This is a genomic window from Actinomycetospora sp. CA-053990 (assembly GCF_050948445.1).
Lineage (GTDB): Bacteria > Actinomycetota > Actinomycetes > Mycobacteriales > Pseudonocardiaceae > Actinomycetospora > Actinomycetospora callitridis.
On the sequence record NZ_CP192043.1, the window covers coordinates 1,799,180 to 1,817,466 of the forward strand.

The window sequence follows — 18,287 nt, forward strand, 5'->3', positions numbered from 1 at the left end:
GTCCTACCGTGCCGGACCGCCGGGCGGGAGGGCCGCGACCGCGATCCGCGTCGCCTCGGCGATGGTCTGCCTGCCGTTGGTGCTCGCCGGATCGGACGGGGTCGTGTAGACCGCGATCACCAATGCCGCGCGTCCCGGTGGCCGGGCGACGGCGATGTCGTGGCTCTCGCCCTGGGCACCGGAGCCGGTCTTGTCGCCGACGCGCCAGTCGCCGGGCAGGCCCGCGCGGATCTGCTGGGTGCCGGTGGTCGCGCCGTCCATCCAGCCGAGGAGGAGATCGCGACCCGCCGGGTCGAGGGCGTCTCCCAGCGCGAGGGCGCGCAGGTCCGCGGCCATGGTGTCGGGCGTGCTCGTGTCGCGCTCGTCGCCGGGCCCGGTCTCGTTGAGCTCCGGCTCGAGGCGGTCCAGCCGCGTCACCGGGTCGTCGAGGGTGCGCACGAACGCCGTCGTCGCCGCAGGCCCGCCGAGCAGGCCGGTGAGCAGGTTCGCGGCGGTGTTGTCGCTGACCACGATCGCGGCCTCGCACAGCGCGGCCACGGTCATGCCGGTGTCGACGAAGCGCGTGGTCGTCGGCGCGTAGGAGAGCAGGTCGGCGCGGATGTAGCGGACGGTGCGCTCGAGCAGGCCCGGGTCGTCGAGGCGCCGGCGCAGGATCGCCGCGACGATGAGCACCTTGGCCGTCGAGCACATCAGCACCCGGGTGTCGGCGCGGTGCCGTACCGCCTGACCGGTGCCGGTGTCCAGCACGACGAGGCCGATCCGCCGGCCGGACCGGCGCTCCAGCTCGTCGAGGGCGGCCGGGTCGAGGAGAGGCGTGCCGGGCCTCGTCCGATCGGGAGGGGCGCCACCGGTCGAGCACCCGGCGAGCACCGCCGCGACACCGCCGAGGAGCACCGCCCGGCGGGTCGGAGTGATCACCCGCGGGAGGGTAGCGACCGGTACTCGAGGCCGTTCGCCGTGGCGCGCCACACCACGAGCCGGTCGACGGTGACGACGATCGGCTGCGAGAACGTCATGAGCCAGGCGTCCAGCGGCTGGTCGCCGAGCATCGGGGCGTACTTGCGCCCGAAGGCGTCGAGGGCGTCCTCCACCTGCGCGAGCTCGGAGAGGGCGGCGTCGCCACCGCCGGTCACGACGTCGCCGCCCTGGCCGGCGGTGTCGAGGGCGAGGCTGACGGCCCCGTGCGCCCGGAGATGGCCGATCTTCGCGGTGTCCGGACGGCTGAAGATCGTCACGATCGGGTCGTCGAAGGCGAACCACACCGGCACCGTGTGCGGGCGCCCGTCCGGCGCCACCGTGCCCAGCCAGATCACGGGTTCCGAGGCCAGACGCTCCGCGGCGTGGGCGTCGACGGCGACGGCGGGGTCGAGCAAGGCTCCGCTCACGACGGTCATCGCAGCAGACCGGTCAAGCGCGCCCTCTCGACACGGAGTGTGAACAGGGCTTCGATGTGCCCCGAAGGATCTGTTCCCTGAGAGGAGAACGCTGATGACCAGCGCGGTGGGTGGACCCGGCGTGCGCCGGACGTCGAGCGGATGGGGCTGGATCCTGGCGTCCGGCATCCTCGGCGTGCTGGTCGGGGTGATCGCACTGCTGAATCCCCTGGCCACGACCCTCTTCGCCGCCGTCTTCCTCGGGATCGCCCTGATCGTGCAGGGCGCACTGGAGATCAGCGTCGCCTGGCGCGCCGACACCGGCTCGACGGGCCGCGGCTGGCTCGCCGCGTTCGGGGTCCTGGTCCTGGTCGCCGGCGTCCTCGTGCTCTTCAACCCGGGCGGCGGGGTCCTCGCGCTGGTCTGGGGGCTCATCCTCTGGTTCGTGATCGCGGGCGTCCACGATCTGCTCGTCGGTTTCTCGCAGTCCGAGCACCGAGGGTGGAACATCTTCCTCGGGGTGCTCAGCCTGATCGCCGCCTTCGTCCTGCTCGTGTCGCCCGGTACGGCCATCGTCTGGATCGGGATCCTGGTGGGGCTGGCCTTCATCTTCCGCGGCGCCGGCGACATCGGCCTCGCGCTGAGCATGCGGCGCGACCCGCGCTGACGCGGGCGCGTCAGCCCTGCGACCGCTCCGCCCGCTCCATCTCCTCGACGAGGCTGCGCGGGCGCATGTCGGTCCAGTGCTGCTCGACGTACTCGAGCGCGGCGGCCCGGTCGGCGCCCGGGGCGTCACCGGAGGAGTCCTGACCGAACACGACCGTCCAGCCTGCCGGCACGTCGGCGAAGACCGGCCAGAGGCTGTGCTGCCCCTCGTCGTTCACGAGGACGAGGAAGCGGCCGTCGGGGTCGTCGAAGGGGCTGGGCACGTCGTCACGCTCCGGTGAAAAGGCGGCTCCAGGCCGCGACGGTGGGTTCCTCGGCGAGGTCGACGAACCCGATGTCGGAGCCGGTCTCGCCGCGCCACTGCTCGACGAGGCTCATGAGCCGGATGGAGTCGAGGCCGAGGTCGAAGAGGTCGTCGTCGTCGCCGACGTCCCGGGGCTCCTCGCCCAGTGCCGCGGCCACGTCGGTCCGGATGCGGTCGCGGTCGACGGTTCCCGTCGTCGGGGTCTGCTCTGCCATGGCGGTCCTCTCCCTCGTGCTGCCGTCAGGTGGCGGCAGCGTCACGTCGCGGTGGGCTGCTGCTCGGGGGCGTCGAGGCGACGCCGTCGCCGCTTGGCCGGGACGCACATCGGGGTGTGCTCCTCGGGGTCCGGGACGACGCGGACGTCGAGGCCGAACACCGTGCGCACCATCTCCGCGTCGACGACCTCCGACGGCGGGCCCTGCGCGTGGATGCGGCCCTGGTGCATCGCGACGATGTGGTCGGCGTAGCGGCACGCCTGGTTGAGGTCGTGCAGGACCATGACGATCGTGCGGCCCTGCTCGCGGTTGAGGTCGGCGAGCAGGTCGAGCACCTCGACCTGGTGGGCCATGTCGAGGAACGTCGTGGGCTCGTCGAGCAGCAGGGTCTCGGTGTCCTGCGCCAGGGCCATCGCGATCCAGGCCCGCTGGCGCTGGCCCCCGGACAGCGCGTCGAGCGAGCGGCGCCGCAGCGCGGCGGTGTCGGTGACCTCGAGGGCCCAGTCGATGTGGTGCTGGTCGTCGCGGGAGAACTGCTGCAGCCAGCTCTGGTGCGGGTAGCGGCCCCGGGCGACGAGGTCCTCGACGGTGAGCCCCTCGGGCGCGGACGGCGACTGCGGCAGGAGCCCGAGGCGCCGGGCGACCTCCCGGGTGCCGAGCCGGGCGAGCTCGGTGCCGTCGAGCAGCACCGCGCCCGAGGTCGGCGCCAGGAGCCGGATCAGGCCGCGCAGCAGGGTGGACTTGCCGCAGGCGTTGGCGCCGACGATCGCGGTGACGGCCCCGGGCGGCAGCTCGAGCGAGAGGTCGGCGACCACCGGGGTGCCGCCGTAGCCCAGGGTCAGTTCATGGGCGCGCAGGCTCATGGGGTCACCCTCCACGGACGGGTCGGTTGGCGCGGTGGAGCAGGTAGAGGAAGAAGGGCGCGCCGACGACGGCCGTGACGACGCCGACCGGCAGCTCGACCGGCGCGAGCACCAGGCGGGCGACGAGGTCGCAGACCATCACCAGCACCCCGCCGACCAGGGCGGTCGCGGGCAGGACGGCCGCGCCCGTGAGCCCGGTCAGGCGTCGGGCGAGGTGCGGGGCGATGAAGGCGACGAACCCGATCGGCCCGGCCGCGGCCACCGCGAACGCCGCGAGAGCCGCGCCGACGACCACCAGTCCGAGGCGCGAGCGCTGCACGCGCACCCCGAGCGCGGTGGCGGACTCCTCGCTGAGTGCGAGCGCGTCGAGGGCGCGCGCGAGGACCGCCGTGGCCGGGACGAGCAGCACCAGCCCCGCGAGCAGGGGCCAGAACTCCGCCCACGTGACGCCGTTGAGGCTGCCGACCAGCCACACCGCGGCGCGCTGGACGTCGAGGAGGTCGCCGATCACGAGCAGGTACTGCGTGCCCGCCACCGAGACCGCGGCGAGTGCGATGCCGATCAGCACCAGCCGGTACGGGGAGAGCCCGCCGCGCCAGGCCAGGGCGTAGACCAGCGTCGCCGACGCGACGGCGCCGGCGAACGCGCCGAGGGGCAGCAGGGCGGGCGGGGCGCCGAGGATGAGGATGGCGACGCCGGTCAGGCTCGCGCCGCCGGTGACGCCGATGATGTCCGGCGCGGCCAGGGGGTTGCGCACCAGCGTCTGGAAGATCAGCCCGGAGACGCCGAGCGCCATGCCGCAGCCGAGGCCGACGAGCGCCCGCGGCAGCCGCAGGCCGACGATGATGAACTCGTCGCTGAAGGTCCCCGAGCCGACCAGGGTCGCGGCCACGTCGCCCAGCGGGATCGGGAACTCCCCGACGCTCACCGACAGGGCGATGGCGACGACGCCGACGACGAGCGCGCCGGCGCACACCCCGAGCAGGCGCAGGTCGAGCAGCCGCGAGAACCCGCCGGCGCGGACCGGGACCCGGCGGGGGGTCGGTCGGGGGTCGGCGCGGGTCACAGCTGGACCAGCCGTCCGCGACGGATCAGCGCGATGAACACCGGGGCGCCGATCGCGGCCATCACGATGCCGACCTGCAGCTCGCCCGGCCGCACCAGCACCCGGCCGATCACGTCGGCGACGAGCAGCAGGACCGGGCCCATGAGCATCGAGTAGGGGAGCACCCAGCGGTAGTCCGGGCCGACCAGCGCGCGGGCCGCGTGGGGCACGGTCAGCCCGACGAACCCGATCGGCCCGGCGACCGACACCGCCCCGCCGGCGCAGCACACGATGCCCACCGCGGCGAGGCCCCGGGACAGGGCCACCCGCTGGCCGAGCGCTCGCGCGACGTCCTCGCCGAGGGCCAGCGCGTTGAGCGCGCGCCCGGAGAGGAGGGCGAGCACCACCCCGACCACCAGGAACGGCGCCGCCCCGGCCAGCATCTCCAGGTCGCGGCCGGCGAGCGAGCCGACCACCCAGAACCGGAAGGCGTCCAGGGTGCCGGAGTCGAGCAGGGCCATCGCGGAGGTCAGCGCGGTGAGCAGCGCAGCCACCGCGGCCCCCGCCAGCGCGAGGGTCACCGGGCTCGCGGCCGCCCGGCCCGATGCCCCGAGGGTGTAGACGACCACCGCCGCCACCGCCGCCCCGAGCAGGGCTAACCACGCGTACCCGGACACACTGGTGATGCCCAGGACGTAGATCGACGCGACCACGGCGAACGCCGCGCCGGCCTCGATGCCGAGGATGCCGGGATCGGCGAGCGGGTTGCGCGTCACGCCCTGGATCACCGTGCCCGCGAGGCCCAGCGCCGCGCCGACCGCGATGCCGACCAGCGTCCGCGGCAGCCGGAGCTCCCGCACGGCGACGTGGGCGTCGGTGCCCGCGAAGTCGGTGAACGCGGTGATCACCTGGGGCAGCGAGACCGGCAGCGCGCCCACCGCCAGCGACAGCAGGGTCGCGAGGACCAGCAGCCCCACCCCGACCAGCAGACCCGCCGCGCGCGCCGCCCCGCCGGCGAGCGGGGGCGTCCCTCGCTCGTCGGCCCGCTCGTCGGTCGTGGGGGCGGTCGGCGGCGAGACGCTCATTCGAGGTAGTCCCCCATGCGCCGGAACCAGTCCCCGGCGACGTGCTCGACGCCCTCCTCGTCGCGGACCCGCTGCAGCACCAGCCCGTGCTGCCCGCCCCGCCACGCCTCCGGCCCGGCGACGACGATGACGCCCCGGCCCTCCCGGGCGAACACGCGCCCGAGGGTGCCGCCGGCCTTCTCCTTCGACACCGACGCCTCGAGCACCCGCAGCCGCCGGCCCTCGTGCAGGCACCAGGCGTTCGGGTACGGCCCGGTCTGGGCGCGCACGAGGTTGACGAGGTCGCGGGCCGGCCGCTCCCAGTGAATCTTGTTGTCCGGGTCGGCGCGCTTGTGGAAGAACGACGCGTGCGCGGGGTCCTGGCGCAGCCAGTCGTGCGGGCCGTGCTCGATCCGGTCGAAGGCGTCGAGCGAGAGTTCCCCGAACAGACCGACCGTGCGGTGGAACAGGTCCTCGGTGGTGTCGGTGGGCGTCACCGGCACCGTGCGCTGGGTGATGATGTCGCCGCGGTCGAGGTCGGCGTCCATCCAGTGCGCGGTGATGCCCACCTGGCTCTCACCGTTGATCAGTGCCCAGTTCAGCGGGGAGAAGCCCGCGTACTTCGGCAGCAGCGAGTCGTGGGTGTTGACCGTGCCGCGGGTGGGCGCGGAGAAGACCTCCGGGCTGATCCAGGTGCGCCAGTTGCAGGCCAGCCCGATCTCCGCCCCGGACTCCTCGATCGCCCTCACGAGCTCGTCGTCGACCGCCTTCTCGCGGTAGATCACGGGGATGTCGTGGGCGCGCGCGAGGTCGCCCATCGACTCCTCGAAGATCGCGGGCGCCCACTCGCCCTCCTCGGGGTGGCTCACGGTGAGCACCACCTCGTGGCGGGACTCCCGCAGCGCGGCCAGCAGCCGCGCACCCCACTTCTGGTAGCCGAACAGGACGACGCGCATCGATGGGCTCCTCGGGTTCTGGGCCGCTCGGGTTCCGGGCCGCTCGGGTTGGGGCCGGCGGTCAGCGGAACTGGGCGGCGAAGGCGTCGAGCGTGCTCATGGCGCCCGCGTAGTCCGGACGGAAGGCCGTGGAGGGCAGCTCGTAGACCTGGCCGCTGCTGAATGCGGGCAGCCGGGCGTAGACCGGGTCCGCCCGGAGCTGGGCGAGGGGGCGCTGGCCGATCGGGAGCACGATCGCGGTCGGTGCGTCGGCGACCCGGGGGAGCAGCTCCGGGCTGGTCTCGAACGAGTCGCCGGTGCCGAAGAGCGGCGGGTTGTCCGCCTTGGTGAGGACGTCGTCGGGCACGAAGCCGAGGTCGCCCGCGATGCGCGGGAGCGCCGCGGTCGGGGTGATCACGTAGGGCTTGCCGTCGCGGGCCTGGTAGAGGAAGACCGTCGGCTGCGGGGGCAGCCGCAGGGCGCCCCGGACCTGCGCGACCCGGTCCTGGTAGGCCTGCAGGAGCCCCGGCACGCGGTCCGAGCGCCCGACGACGTCGGCGATCCGCGTCAGCTGGTCCTGCCACTGCGTGAAGGCCGGCAGCAGCACCGTCGGCGCGATCTGCTGCAGCTGCGGGTAGGCGTTGGCGGCCTGCGCGGCGGTGAAGCCCTGCCCGCCACCGATGATCAGGTCGGGGCGGGCGGCCGCGATCTGCTCGATCGACAGCCCCGCGCCCTCGCTCGCGAGCCGCTGCGTGCCCTGCGCCGTCGCCTGTGTCGACCAGCTGGGCGGGAAGCCGGTGGCGTCCGGCTGCACGCCGAGCACGCGGGGCTCCGCCACGGCGACCGGCGCCTCGAGGGTGAACAGGTCGCCCGCGAGGCTGCCCGAGAGCACGGCGATCCGCTGCGGCGTGGCCGGGACCTGCACCGGGCCGCGCTCGGAGTCGACGGTGCGCGCGGGTCCCGCCGGTGCCGCGCCGCCGCCGGACTCGCCGCCGCCGCAGCCGGCCAGCACCAGGAGGGCCGCCAGCCCCGCGAGCAGCAGGCGCGCCGCGGGGAGACGCCCGACGTCCGCGCGCCGGGATCCCTCCCGCATCCCTCGCCCGACGGCCGTGGCGTGCTCGCCCACAGGGCCCACTGGTCCTCCTCGTGTCGGTGGCATCGTCGACCGCGCGTCGGCCGCGACGTTAGGGCAGCCTTCCATAAGGCACCAGACGGGCGATCGCCCGACGTGGTGGTCCTGACACCCACCGTGACCCGTGCGACGTTCCGGCTCGCTTGCGGCGGCGGGGTCCGAAATGGTGGGTTAGGCATGCCTAACCGACGGTGGCGGCTCCGGCAGGGCGACAGAGGAGGACGGGTTGAGTACTGCTGTCCGGACGCGGACCCCGGCGGACGCGCTGCTGGAGCTGACCGGCGCCCAGCTCGGGATCTGGAACGCGCAGTGGCTGGAGCCGGACTCCCCGCACTACCTCGTCGGCGACGTCGTGGAGATCGACGGGACGGAGCCGCTCGACGTCGCCTCCCTCGCGGAGGCCGTCCGCGCCACGATCGCCGAGGCCGAGACCCTGCACCTGCGCTTCCACGACACCCCGGACGGCCCGCGCCAGTCGCTGTCCGACGACCCCGCGCAGCCCCCCGAGATCGTCGACCTGCGCGCCGAGCAAGACCCCGTCGCCGCGGCTCACGCGGCCGTGGCGTCCATCCGGGCGCGGGCGGCCGAGGCGTGCCGCGGCCTGGTGGACCGCCGGCTGGACAGCCAGACGTTGCTGCGGCTCTCCGACCGCGCGGTGTGGTGGGTGCAGCTCTACCACCACGTGATCATCGACGGGTACTCCGCGGCGATGATGGCCCGGCGGGCGGCCGCGCACTACACGGCGCTGGTGCGGGGCACCGAGCGCCCGCCCCCCGAGTTCGGCGCGATCGCCGACCTCGTCGCGGCCGACCAGGAGTACCGGGCGGGCGAGCGCCACGAGAAGGACCGGGCGTACTGGCGCGACCGCCTCTCCCCGCTGCCCGACCCGACGAGCACGGTGTGGACAGCGCGCACGGCGTCCGGGGCGCCGGAGCGCACGGTCGCCGCCGCGGTCGAGGTCCCACCGGAGGTCCTCGCCCGGCTGCGCGCCGTCGGGGACGAGACGTCGACGACCTGGGCCGACGTCCTCATCGGCTGCTTCGCGGCCTTCCTGCACCGCGCCCACGGCGAGACCGACGTCGTCATCGGCATGCCGCTGATGTGCCGCGTCGGGAAGGCGGCGCTGCGCACCCCGGCGATGGCCGTCAACCTGCTGCCGCTGCGGGTCACCGTGCGCGGGGACGACCGCCTCGACGACCTCGCCCGCCGCGTCGCGGGCCTCATGAAGGAGATGCGCTCCCACCAGCGCTTCCGGGGCGCCGACCTCCCGCGGGAGCTCGGGGTGCCCGGGCTGGGCGCGATGCTGATCGGCGGCATCAACCTCAAGGCCTTCGACTACACGATCGACTTCGCCGGATCGACCGGCGTGATGCGCAACGTCGCGGGCGGCCCGCCGCAGGACTTCGAGCTGACGGCCACCCCGACCGCGGACGGCGGCATCCGCCTCGGCTTCGAGATCGACGACCGGCTCACCGACCAGGCCGGCGTCGCGTGGCGCGCGGACGCCCTGCTCCGGGTGATCGACGCGCTGACGTCGGCGGAGGCGCCGCCGATCGGCCGCGTCGACCTCGTCCCCGCCGACGAGCAGGACCGGCTGGTGCGGGAGTGGACGGGGCCGGCGCCGACCGGTGAACCCGACGACGTCCCGACGGCGCTCGACCGGCTGCGCGACGAGGCCGGCGACCGGACCGCCCTGGTCTGCGGCCCGGACCGGCTCACGGCCGTCGAGCTCGTCGACCGCGTGCACCGGACAGCGCGGGCCCTGCGGGCGCGCGGCATCGGCACCGACGACGTCGTCGCGCTCGCGCTCCCGCGCGGCGTGGACCTCGTCGTCACGCTCCTCGCGGTGATGGACGCGGGCGCGGCCTACCTGCCCCTGGACCTGTCCCATCCGCTCCGGCGTCGGCAGGAGCTGATCGACGACGCCCGCCCGGTGCTGGTCGTGGGGAGTGACACGGCTGTCGACGAGCTCGGCGCCGTCGACGTCGCCGACCTGCGTGCGGAGGCCGACGCCCAGGACGCAGGGCCGCTCCTGCGGGGGGACGGGTCCCCGGACCGGCTCGCCTACGTGATCTACACGTCCGGCTCGACCGGGCGCCCCAAGGGCGTGCTCGGCCGGGCCGGCGGGCTCGCGGGCCTGCTGGCGCACCACCGGGAGACCGCCGCCGAGGTGGCCGACGGCGTGCCCGAGAACGTGCTCCGCGTCGCGCACACCTACTCGTTCGCCTTCGACGCCTCGATCGACCAACTGCTCTGGCTGCTCGGCGGGCACGAGCTGCACCTCTACGACACCGAGCTGACCAAGGACGCCGAGGAGCTGCTCGCGGCGTACGCCCGCGACCGGATCGACGTCGTCGACACGACGCCGTCGATGGCCGCGCAGCTGGTGGAGGCGGGCCTGCTCACCGGCGAGCACCCGCCGTCGCTGCTGATCCTCGGCGGCGAGGCCACACCGCCCACGCTGTGGCAGCGCGTCGCCGACTCCGGCGTCGCCGCCCGCAACGTGTACGGCCCGACCGAGGCCGCGGTCGACGCCACCGTCGCCCCGGTCACCACGGGCGCCCCGACCATCGGCCACGCCCTGCCCGGCACGCGCATCTCCGTGCTCGACGTCGCCCTGCAGCCCGTGCCGCACGGTGCCGTCGGCGAGCTCTACCTGGCCGGGCCGCACCTGGCGCGGGGCTACCTGGGGCACCCGGGGACGACCGCCGAGCGGTTCGTCGCGGACCCCTTCGGCCCGGCCGGCGCGCGGATGTACCGCACCGGCGACCTCGCCCGCTGGGTCCCCGGGCGCGGGCTCGACTACCTCGGCCGCGGCGACGGCCAGGTGAAGATCCGGGGCTTCCGGGTGGAGATCGGCGAGGTCGAGGGGCAGCTGGCCGAGCTGCCCGGCGTGCGCGCGGCGGCCGCGGCGATCCGCACCGACACCGGCCGCCCCCAGCTGGTCGGCTACGTGGTGCCGGAGCGGGGCGGCGCGCCGTCGTCGGACGAGGTGCGGCGCGCGCTCTCGACGCGCGTGCCCGAGCACATGGTCCCGTCGACCGTGGTGGTGCTCGACGCGCTGCCGACCACCACCAGCGGCAAGCTCGACCGCCTCGCCCTCCCGGCGCCCCCGGCCACCCGCACGGGCCGGGCGCCGGGGACCGCGCACGAGCGGGTCCTGTGCGAGGTCCTCGCCGACGTCCTCGGGCTGGACGGGGTCGGGGTCGACGACGACTTCGTCGGGATCGGTGGCGACAGCATCACCGCGATCTCGGTGTGCTCGCGCCTGCGCGCGCACGGCCTCGAGCTCCGTCCCCGCGAGCTGCTGGCGGCGCCGGACGTCGCGTCCCTGGCCGCGCTCGCGCGCCGTGCGGAGGACGACGAGGAGGAGGCGCCCGAGGTCCTCGTCGACCCGGCCGACGTGGACCCCCTGGAGGACGGGCTGCGCATCCGCGAGGCCCTCCCCGCCACCGACCTGCAGGCCGGGCTCGTCGTGCACAGCCTGGCCCGCGACGAGCGCGAGGCCGAGGTCTACCTCGTCCAGGGCGTGCACCACCTCGTCGGCACCCTCGACCCGGAGCGTCTGCGGAACGCCGCCGGGGAGCTGCTGGCCCGCAGCCCCGCGTTGCGCAGCGTCCTGACCATCGCGGCCACCGGTGCCGTCGTCGCGGTGGTGCCGGAGGACGTCGTCCTGGGCTGGCAGCACGTCGACGTGTCGTCCCGCCCGCGCGTCGAGCAGGAGCGCGACGTGGCCGCGGCGGCGCGTACCGAGCTGGACCGCCCCTGGCACCCCGCCCGGCCGCCGCTGATCCGGTTCGTGCTCGTCACGCTGGGGGCGAGCGAGCACCGGCTGGTGCTCACCAACCACCACGCGCTGCTCGACGGCTGGTCGATGCCGCTGGTCTGCCGCCAGCTGTTCGCGATCTACGAGGAGATCGGCGGCGGCGCCCCCGCCTCGCGCACCGCCCCCGTCACCGACTTCCTGCGCTGGCTCGCCCGCCAGGACCGCAGCGCGTCGCTGGCGGCCTGGCGCGACCTGCTCGCCGGGCTCGACGAGGGCACGCGGCTGGCGCCCGCCGCGCGGGGTGCCGCCCTCGAGCGGCCCGAGCGGCTGCACACCGCGCTCGACGCCGAGCTCAGCGAGGGCATCCGGGCCTTCGCACGGGAGCACGGCCTCACGCTCGCGACGGTCGTCCAGACGGCGTGGGGCCTGCTGCTCGCCCGGCTCACCGGCCGGCACGACGTGGTGTTCGCGAGCCCGGTGTCCGGGCGCTCCGGCCAGGTCGACGGCATCGAGACGATGATCGGCCAGCTCGGCAACACCGTCGTCGTCCGGCTCGCGTACTCCGACCGGGACACCGTGCTGGAGGTCCTCGGCGCGATGCACGAGCAGTCGATGGCCATGACGGACCACCACCATGTCGGCCTGGCCGACGTGCAGCGCACGGTCGGCGTCGGCGACCTCTTCGACACGCTCATGGTCACCGAGAACCTGCCGATGTCGGCCCGCACGGGCGTGACGCTCGCGCCGGGGATCGAGCTGGCCGGCGTCGACACCGACGACGGCACGCAGTACCCGATGAACGTGGTGGTGCTCCCCGGAGACGGGGCGAGCGAAGCGACGGGGGACGAGGCAGGGCGGATCCTGATCCGCTTCGGCTACCAGCCGGGCGCCTTCGACGCCGCCACCGTGCGCGAGTACAGCGACCGGCTGCGGACGCTGCTGCGCGAGATGATCAGCCACCCGGACCGGGCGGTGTCGCGCCTGCGGCTGCTCGAGCCGGCCGAGGAGGCCCGGGTCCTCGCGGCGGGCACCGACCACGTCGCCGGGCACCGCGTCCGCGGGGGCTGCCTGGAGGAGTTCGCCGCCCAGGTGCGCCGCCGTCCCGACAAGACCGCCGTGGAGTGCCGCGACCGCGCGCTGACCTACGCGGAGCTCGACCGGCGGGCCAACCGCCTCGCCCACGCCCTGATCTCCCGCGGCGTCCGGCCCGAGCAGCCGGTCGCGGTGCTCCTCGAACGCGACGTCGAGATGGTCGTGGCCGTCTTCGGGATCTTCAAGGCCGGCGCGGTCTACGTGCCGATGGACCCGAGCTACCCGCGGGACCGGCTCGAGTACATGGTCGGCGACGCCGCTGCCGTCGCGGCGGTGACCACCGAGGGAGTTCTCGACGACCTCGGGGGCCTGCCCTTCGCCGACGCGGTGGCCGTGCTGCGCCTCGACGACCCGGAGCTGGTGGGGGAGCAGCCCCCCACCTGGGACGACGACCCCGCCGACGCACGCCGCGGCCTCACGCTCGACGCGCTCGCCTACGTCATCTACACCTCGGGCACGACGGGCCGCCCGAAGGGCGTCGCGGTGAGCCACACCGGGTTCGCCGGCCTCATCGCGCTGCAGGAGGACGTCGTCGGTGCCACCGACCGGGAGCGCTACCTGCACTTCGCCTCGACGAGCTTCGACGTCGCGGTGTGGCAGATGATGCTGCCGCTGCTCTCGGGCGGGACCTCGGTGATCGCGCCGGAGGAGGTCCGGCTGCCCGGCCACGAGCTGCTCGACTACGCCGCCGCGCACCGCGTCACCGGGATCAACCTGCTCCCGTCGTTCCTCGCCGCGATGCCCGACGACGCGCAGGTCGACCCGGACGTCTTCTTCGTCGTCGGCGCCGAGCGTCTGGATCCGGCGCTGGCGCGGCGGTGGGGCGACGGGCGGCGGGCGCTCTTCAACGCCTACGGCCCCACCGAGGTCACGATCAACGCGGTGACCTGGCGCTACGACCCGGCCGAGCCTGCCCTCGACACCGACGAGGGGACCTTGCCGATCGGGCGACCCGACCCCGACGTCCGCGCCTACGTCCTCGACAGCGGCCTGCTGCCCGTCGGCGTCGGGATGGTGGGCGAGCTGTACCTCGCCGGGCCCGGCCTCGCCCGCGGCTACCTCGGCCTGCGCGGGCAGACCGCCCAGGCGTTCGTCGCCGACCCCTTCTGTGCTGACTCGTCCGGCCGTGCCGGCGAGCGGATGTACCGCACCGGCGACCGCGTCCGCTGGCGCGCCGACGGGCAGCTCGTCTACCTCGGCCGCACCGACGACCAGGTGAAGATCCGCGGGGTGCGCATCGAGCCCGGCGAGATCGAGGCCGCGCTCGCGCGCCACCCCGACGTGCGGGCGGGCGTGGTCGAGGTCCGCGAGGACCGCCCCGGCGACCGGCGCCTCGTCGGCTACGTCGTCCCGGTGGACGGCGCGCGGATCGAGCCGGCCGCGCTCCGTGCGGACCTCGCGGCGGTCCTGCCGACCGCCATGGTGCCCACCGCGCTGGTGCCGCTGGACGCCCTGCCGCTGGGCCCGAGCGGGAAGCTCGACCGCGGCGCGCTACCGGCTCCCGACCACGTGTCGACGCCGCCACGGGCGCCGGCCACCCCGGCCGAGTCCGTGCTGCTCGGCGTGCTGCGCGAGGTGCTGGAGAACGACGCGATCGAGCTCGACGACACGTTCATCGACGTCGGCGGCGACAGCATCGTCTCCCTCGCGCTCGTCTCGCGGGCCGGGCGCCAGGGGGTGGCCCTGTCCGTGCGCGACGTGCTCGAGGGCGGCACGATCGCCGGGATCGCGGCGCTCGCCACCGTCGGGCAGGACGCCGACGCGGGAGCGCCCGGGATCGACCTGCCGCGCGACCACGTCCTGACCCTGCGGGCCACCGACGGCACCGGTCCCGCTCCGCTGTTCTGCGTCCACCCCGCCGGCGGCTTCGCGACCGTCTTCACCGGGCTGGTGCGCGAGCTCCCGTCCGACCGGCCGGTGATCGGGCTGCAGCTGCCGGTGCTGGAGGGTGCCCCGGTGCCCGCGACGACGATCGACGAGCTCGCCGCGAGCTACCTCGAGACGATCCGCGGGATTCAGCCGACGGGCCCGTACCACCTGCTCGGGTACTCGTTCGGCGGCAACGTGGTGCACGCCCTCGCGGCCCTGCTCGCCGAGGACGGCGAGGAGGTCGCCTTCACCGGGATGATCGACTCGGGGCCGCTGGCCGCCGAGCGGGCCGACGGGCGGGGGCCGTCCGCGGACGTCGTGGAGCGCGAACTGCGCGCCGCGCTGCCCCCGGGCGCCGCCGAGGACGCGCCGGAGCTGCTCGCGGCGGTCCGGTCCGCGGTGGAACGGACCGTGGCCATCCGGACGAACTCCCACGCGCCGATCTACGACGGTCGCCTGACGCTGTTCGCGGCGGCGGGTCCCGACGGCGCCGACGCCGAGCGTCTGGCCGACGCCTGGCGGGATCTCGTCGGCCCCGACCGCATCGTCGCCCACCCCGTCGAGGGCGACCACGCGGCGATGGTGGCGCCCCGCGGGTGGGCGGTGATCGGACCGATCGTCGCCGAGGCCCTCGCCGACGCGGCCGCGCGCTAGACCGCGGCGGCCTCGTCGTGCCCGTGCCCGTGCCCGTGCCCGTGTCCGTGCCCGTGGTCCTCCCCGTCACCGGGGTTGTGGTCCTCGTCGAACATCGCGAGGCCCACCTTCCAGTAGCCGGTGACGGAGCAGTCGGCCGGCGGGAGGCGGAGCTCGTCGCGGACCCAGCGCCGCAGCGGCTTGATCGACCCGGCCTCGCCGGCGACCCACACGTACACCGACTCGCCGGCGGGGACCTCGACGCCGCGGACCGCGCGGGCCAGGACGTCGCTCCGCCCGGCCGCGACGCCGTCGCGGTGCAGCCAGGTGACGGTGACGCCCTCGGGAGCGGCGAGGTCGATCTCCTCGGCGGCGTCCGCGACCTCGACGAACACCCAGCCGCGGGCGGTCGCCGGCATCGCCTCGACCCAGCGCGCGATCGCGGGCAGCGCGGTGGTGTCGCCGGCGAGCAGGTAGCGGTCGTAGTGCTCCGGCACGGCCAGGCCCGCGGGCGGCCCGGCGACCCACACCGGCTCGCCGGGGCCCACGCGCGCCGCCCACTCCGAGGCGAGCCCACCGGCGTGCAGCACGACGTCGAGGTCGAGCTCGCCGGCGGCCGGGTCGTAGCGGCGCACCGTGTAGTCGCGGGTCGGGGGCATCGGGTGCGGCCAGCGGACCATCGACCCGTTCGGCTCGGGGACGCGCAGCCCGCCGTCCGGGTCCGGAAAGACGATCTTGACGTGCTCGTCGACGACCGAGTGGCTCTCGAAGCCCACGAGGTCCTGACCGCCGAGGGTCAGGCGCAGCATCGTCGGGCTGATCGTCTGCCGGCCGACGACCTCGAGACGGCGGATGCGGATGGGGTAGGGCACCTTCGCGCCCCCGGCGCCGAGGCGGGCCTCCGCGACGCGCTCGCGGGGTCGTTCGCGGTCCATGGGTCGGTCCCTCCCGGGTCGGCACGTCGGGTGCCGCGCCGGGCACCAGTTGTTAGGGCACCCTATCCTTCGGCAGGCCCGGATCCGTCCCCGTGTCCCACCCCCACTCCCCGGAGGACCCCGACCCCGTGACCGCCGCCGGTTCCCCGCCCGAGGCCTCCGAGCCGCCCCCTGCGCCCACCGAGATCGACGGCCGGCTCCTGCGCACGGCGTTCGTCCTCGTCCTCGGCACCTTCATGGCGACGCTGGACGCGACGATCGTCAACGTCGGCATCGACACCCTGGCGCAGGAGTTCCAGGCGTCGGTGACCGAGATCCAGTGGGTTACGACGGCGTACCTGCTCGCGCTCCTGCTCGCCGTGCCCTCGTCCGGGTGGATCGTCGACCGGTTCGGCGGCCGCCGCACCTGGATCTCCGCGGTGGTCCTGTTCCTCGCGGGGTCGCTGCTGTGCGCCCTGGCGTGGTCGGTGGAGAGCCTGGTGGTGTTCCGGGTGATCCAGGGGCTCGGGGGCGGGCTCCTCCCGCCGGTCGGCCAGGCCCTGGTCGCCCGCGAGGCCGGACCGAAGCGCATCGGCCGCATCATCAGCATCGTCGGGGTCATCCCGCTGCTCTCGCCGGTGATCGGGCCGATCGTGGGCGGCACGATCCTCGGCGTCGCGAGCTGGCCGTGGCTCTTCTACGTCAACCTGCCGATCGGCCTCGTCGCCGTGCTGCTGGCCCTGCGCTTCGTCGCGCCCCACCCGCCCGCGGCGCAGGGCGCGCCGTTCGACGTCCTCGGTGCGGCCCTGCTGCCGCCGGGGGTGGCGGCGCTCGTCTTCGGGCTGACGGAGGTCGGCAACGGGCGCGACCTCGGGTCCCTGCCGGTGCTCCTCGGTCTGGTCGGCGGCGTCGCCCTGTTGACCGGCTACGTGGTGCACGCCCTGCGGATGCGCGGCGTCCCGCTCATCGACCTGAGGTTGTTCACGCGTCCGCCGTTCGGGGCCGCGGCGAGCGCGCTGATCATCCTCGGTGCCTCGGTGTACGGCGCCGTGTTCCTGCTGCCGCTGTACTTCCAGGTCGGGCGCGGCCTCACGCCGTTCGCCGCCGGCCTGCTGCTCGTCCCGCAGGGCCTCGGAGCAGCCGTGGGGTCGGTGGTGGTGAACCGGACGATCGACAAGGTCGCCCCGCGCACCCTCGTGCTCACCGGGATCGGGCTGATCGCCGCCGGCACGGTGCTGTTCACGCAGCTCGGCAGCGTGCCGTCCGACCCGCTCATCAGCGCGTCCCTGCTCGTGCGCGGGATCGGCCTCGGCATGATCGGGGCACCGGTGATGAACATCGTCTACTCGTCGATGCCGCACGCCCAGCTCCCGCGGGCCTCCAGCGCGCTGAACCTGCTCAACGTCCTCGGCGGCTCCATCGGCACAGCGGTGCTCGCCGTCGTCCTGCAGACCCGGCTCGAGGCGCGCGCGCCCCTGGGGGAGCCGGGGGTGGCGCTGGCCTTCGCCGACACCTTCTGGTGGACCCTCGCCTTCTGCCTCGTCGCCGTCATCGGCGCGACGAGGCTGCCCCGCCGCTCGTCGGCGACGGAGTGAGGGCGACGGAGTGAGTCAGCGCCCGGGGGCTCGACGCGGTGCGGGGACGGTCCGCTCCTGCGCGCAGGCCCACCGGCACGCGAGGTGGTCCCAGTAGCAGGCGCGGGTGTGCTCGTGGGGCCCGGACGGCGCGGTCACGGGCCGGGGCAGGGTGCTCAGCGACATGAGGGCCTCCGACGACGGAACGAGGTCACCCACGGTGACAGCGACGCCGAGCAGGCGTCTGTACGTATCACCCGATCGGCGCTGTACGTCGTCAACAATGACGAGGCGCAGCAGTCAGAGCTCGAGGTGGGCGATGGTCGTGTCGCCGTCGCGCTCCATCTCCACCGGCCCCGCGCGACGCATCAGCTCGAGCATCGCGCGGTTCTCGCTCAGCACGTCCGCGGTGAAGCAGGTGATGCCCTCCTCGCGCGCCCGGTCGGCGAGGGCGTCGAGGAGCCCGCGCCCGAGACCCCGGCCCTGCCACGCGTCGAGCACGGTCAGGGCCAGCTCGGCGTGCGTCGGGTCCTCGGTGTCGCGGACGTAGCGGGCGATCCCGAGGCCCTCGCCCGTGTCCGGGAGGACGGCCCCGAGGGCCTCGTGGTCGTGGTGGTCGAGCTCGGTGAAGTACCGGAGCTGCGTCGGTGACAGCTCGGAGTACAGCGTGTGGAACCGGCTGTAGGCCGAGTGGGCGCTGAGCTGCTGGTAGCCGTCGGCGAGCGCCGCGGCGTCGTCGCTGCGGACAGGGCGCAGCTCGACCGTGGTCTCGTCGGCGAGGACCAGCGGCCAGGACCGTCCGACCGGCATGCGGTCCGAGGGTAGGGGCCGTGTCCGATTCC

General features: G+C 74.9%; 14 protein-coding genes and 2 pseudogenes. 4 read left to right on the top strand and 12 right to left on the bottom strand.

All coding sequences use genetic code 11. The features are described from left to right. Window positions 1-3 precede the first annotated feature (3 nt). Together bla and ACQPYN_RS09240 are read right to left on the bottom strand one after the other, a co-directional pair. Window positions 4-918 carry a class A beta-lactamase gene (gene bla / locus ACQPYN_RS09235; protein ID WP_433036135.1) on the bottom strand — a complete coding sequence of 305 codons (915 nt, stop codon included), beginning with the start codon at window positions 916-918 and terminating at the stop codon, window positions 4-6. Further along, complete coding sequence (locus tag ACQPYN_RS09240; RefSeq protein ID WP_433036137.1) at window positions 915-1,385, bottom strand: pyridoxamine 5'-phosphate oxidase family protein; 471 nt, start codon at window positions 1,383-1,385, stop codon at window positions 915-917. Before ACQPYN_RS09240 ends, bla begins: the two co-directional genes overlap by 4 nt. Window positions 1,386-1,488: 103 nt before the next feature. Between ACQPYN_RS09240 and ACQPYN_RS09245 the strand changes: the two genes are divergently transcribed. Then, entirely contained in the window at window positions 1,489-2,040 is a 552-nt protein-coding gene (locus tag ACQPYN_RS09245) for an HdeD family acid-resistance protein (protein ID WP_433036139.1), read from the top strand. 10 nt (window positions 2,041-2,050) lie between these two features. Here the strand turns inward: ACQPYN_RS09245 and ACQPYN_RS09250 are convergent, their stop codons facing one another. From ACQPYN_RS09250 to ACQPYN_RS09280, 7 genes are all read right to left on the bottom strand, one after another. Beyond that, on the bottom strand, window positions 2,051-2,302 hold the full coding sequence (locus ACQPYN_RS09250; RefSeq protein ID WP_433036141.1) for an MbtH family protein: 252 nt from the start codon (window positions 2,300-2,302) through the stop codon (window positions 2,051-2,053). Window positions 2,303-2,306: 4 nt separating this feature from the next. Next, window positions 2,307-2,558 (bottom strand): phosphopantetheine-binding protein, encoded by a 252-nt coding sequence (locus ACQPYN_RS09255; protein WP_433036143.1) that lies wholly within the window; start codon window positions 2,556-2,558, stop codon window positions 2,307-2,309. Window positions 2,559-2,599: 41 nt separating this feature from the next. Further along, entirely contained in the window at window positions 2,600-3,421 is an 822-nt protein-coding gene (locus ACQPYN_RS09260) for an ABC transporter ATP-binding protein (RefSeq protein ID WP_433036145.1), read from the bottom strand. Between the two features lie 4 nt (window positions 3,422-3,425). Further along, complete coding sequence (locus ACQPYN_RS09265) at window positions 3,426-4,487, bottom strand: FecCD family ABC transporter permease (RefSeq protein WP_433036147.1); 1,062 nt, start codon at window positions 4,485-4,487, stop codon at window positions 3,426-3,428. Further along, complete coding sequence (locus tag ACQPYN_RS09270) at window positions 4,484-5,551, bottom strand: FecCD family ABC transporter permease (protein ID WP_433036149.1); 1,068 nt, start codon at window positions 5,549-5,551, stop codon at window positions 4,484-4,486. The genes ACQPYN_RS09265 and ACQPYN_RS09270 overlap by 4 nt, the downstream gene beginning before the upstream one ends. Beyond that, entirely contained in the window at window positions 5,548-6,486 is a 939-nt protein-coding gene (locus ACQPYN_RS09275) for a methionyl-tRNA formyltransferase (RefSeq protein WP_433036151.1), read from the bottom strand. The genes ACQPYN_RS09270 and ACQPYN_RS09275 overlap by 4 nt, the downstream gene beginning before the upstream one ends. Before the next feature lie 61 nt (window positions 6,487-6,547). Then, window positions 6,548-7,600 carry an ABC transporter substrate-binding protein gene (locus ACQPYN_RS09280; RefSeq protein ID WP_433036153.1) on the bottom strand — a complete coding sequence of 351 codons (1,053 nt, stop codon included), beginning with the start codon at window positions 7,598-7,600 and terminating at the stop codon, window positions 6,548-6,550. Window positions 7,601-7,862: 262 nt separating this feature from the next. Here ACQPYN_RS09280 and ACQPYN_RS09285 point away from each other — a divergent pair. Further along, window positions 7,863-14,189 (top strand): annotated as a pseudogene (locus ACQPYN_RS09285) (amino acid adenylation domain-containing protein); the annotation flags it as partial. A 114-nt stretch (window positions 14,190-14,303) separates the two neighbouring features. Next, window positions 14,304-14,978: pseudogene (locus ACQPYN_RS09290) on the top strand (thioesterase domain-containing protein); the annotation flags it as partial. On the opposite strand, the gene ACQPYN_RS09295 reads toward ACQPYN_RS09290, so the two are convergent. Then, a complete protein-coding gene (locus tag ACQPYN_RS09295) occupies window positions 14,975-15,892 on the bottom strand; it encodes a siderophore-interacting protein (protein WP_433036155.1) in 918 nt (305 codons plus the stop codon). The pseudogene ACQPYN_RS09290 and the gene ACQPYN_RS09295 sit on opposite strands and share 4 nt — an antisense overlap. A gap of 128 nt (window positions 15,893-16,020) precedes the next feature. On the opposite strand from ACQPYN_RS09295, the gene ACQPYN_RS09300 reads away from it, so the two are divergent. Then, a complete protein-coding gene (locus tag ACQPYN_RS09300) occupies window positions 16,021-17,466 on the top strand; it encodes a DHA2 family efflux MFS transporter permease subunit (protein ID WP_433036157.1) in 1,446 nt (481 codons plus the stop codon). A 15-nt stretch (window positions 17,467-17,481) separates the two neighbouring features. On the opposite strand, the gene ACQPYN_RS09305 is transcribed toward ACQPYN_RS09300, so the two are convergent. Then, window positions 17,482-17,631: a hypothetical protein gene (locus tag ACQPYN_RS09305; RefSeq protein ID WP_433036159.1), complete on the bottom strand. Its 150-nt coding sequence runs from the start codon at window positions 17,629-17,631 to the stop codon at window positions 17,482-17,484. Between the two features lie 114 nt (window positions 17,632-17,745). Further along, the gene (locus ACQPYN_RS09310; RefSeq protein WP_433036161.1) at window positions 17,746-18,255 is read right to left on the bottom strand and encodes an N-acetyltransferase family protein; all 510 of its coding nucleotides are present in this window, start codon (window positions 18,253-18,255) and stop codon (window positions 17,746-17,748) included. Window positions 18,256-18,287: the final 32 nt, after the last annotated feature.

Excerpts from the sequence above, each read along its gene's own strand:
- ACQPYN_RS09305 (WP_433036159.1), bottom strand. The coding sequence starts at position 17,631 with ATGTCGCTGAGCACCCTGCCCCGGCCCGTGACCGCGCCGTCCGGGCCC.
- ACQPYN_RS09310 (WP_433036161.1), bottom strand. The coding sequence starts at position 18,255 with ATGCCGGTCGGACGGTCCTGGCCGCTGGTCCTCGCCGACGAGACCACG.
- ACQPYN_RS09275 (WP_433036151.1), bottom strand. The coding sequence starts at position 6,486 with ATGCGCGTCGTCCTGTTCGGCTACCAGAAGTGGGGTGCGCGGCTGCTG.
- ACQPYN_RS09295 (WP_433036155.1), bottom strand. The coding sequence starts at position 15,892 with ATGGACCGCGAACGACCCCGCGAGCGCGTCGCGGAGGCCCGCCTCGGC.
- ACQPYN_RS09255 (WP_433036143.1), bottom strand. The coding sequence starts at position 2,558 with ATGGCAGAGCAGACCCCGACGACGGGAACCGTCGACCGCGACCGCATC.
- ACQPYN_RS09260 (WP_433036145.1), bottom strand. The coding sequence starts at position 3,421 with ATGAGCCTGCGCGCCCATGAACTGACCCTGGGCTACGGCGGCACCCCG.
- ACQPYN_RS09270 (WP_433036149.1), bottom strand. The coding sequence starts at position 5,551 with ATGAGCGTCTCGCCGCCGACCGCCCCCACGACCGACGAGCGGGCCGAC.
- ACQPYN_RS09245 (WP_433036139.1), top strand. The coding sequence starts at position 1,489 with ATGACCAGCGCGGTGGGTGGACCCGGCGTGCGCCGGACGTCGAGCGGA.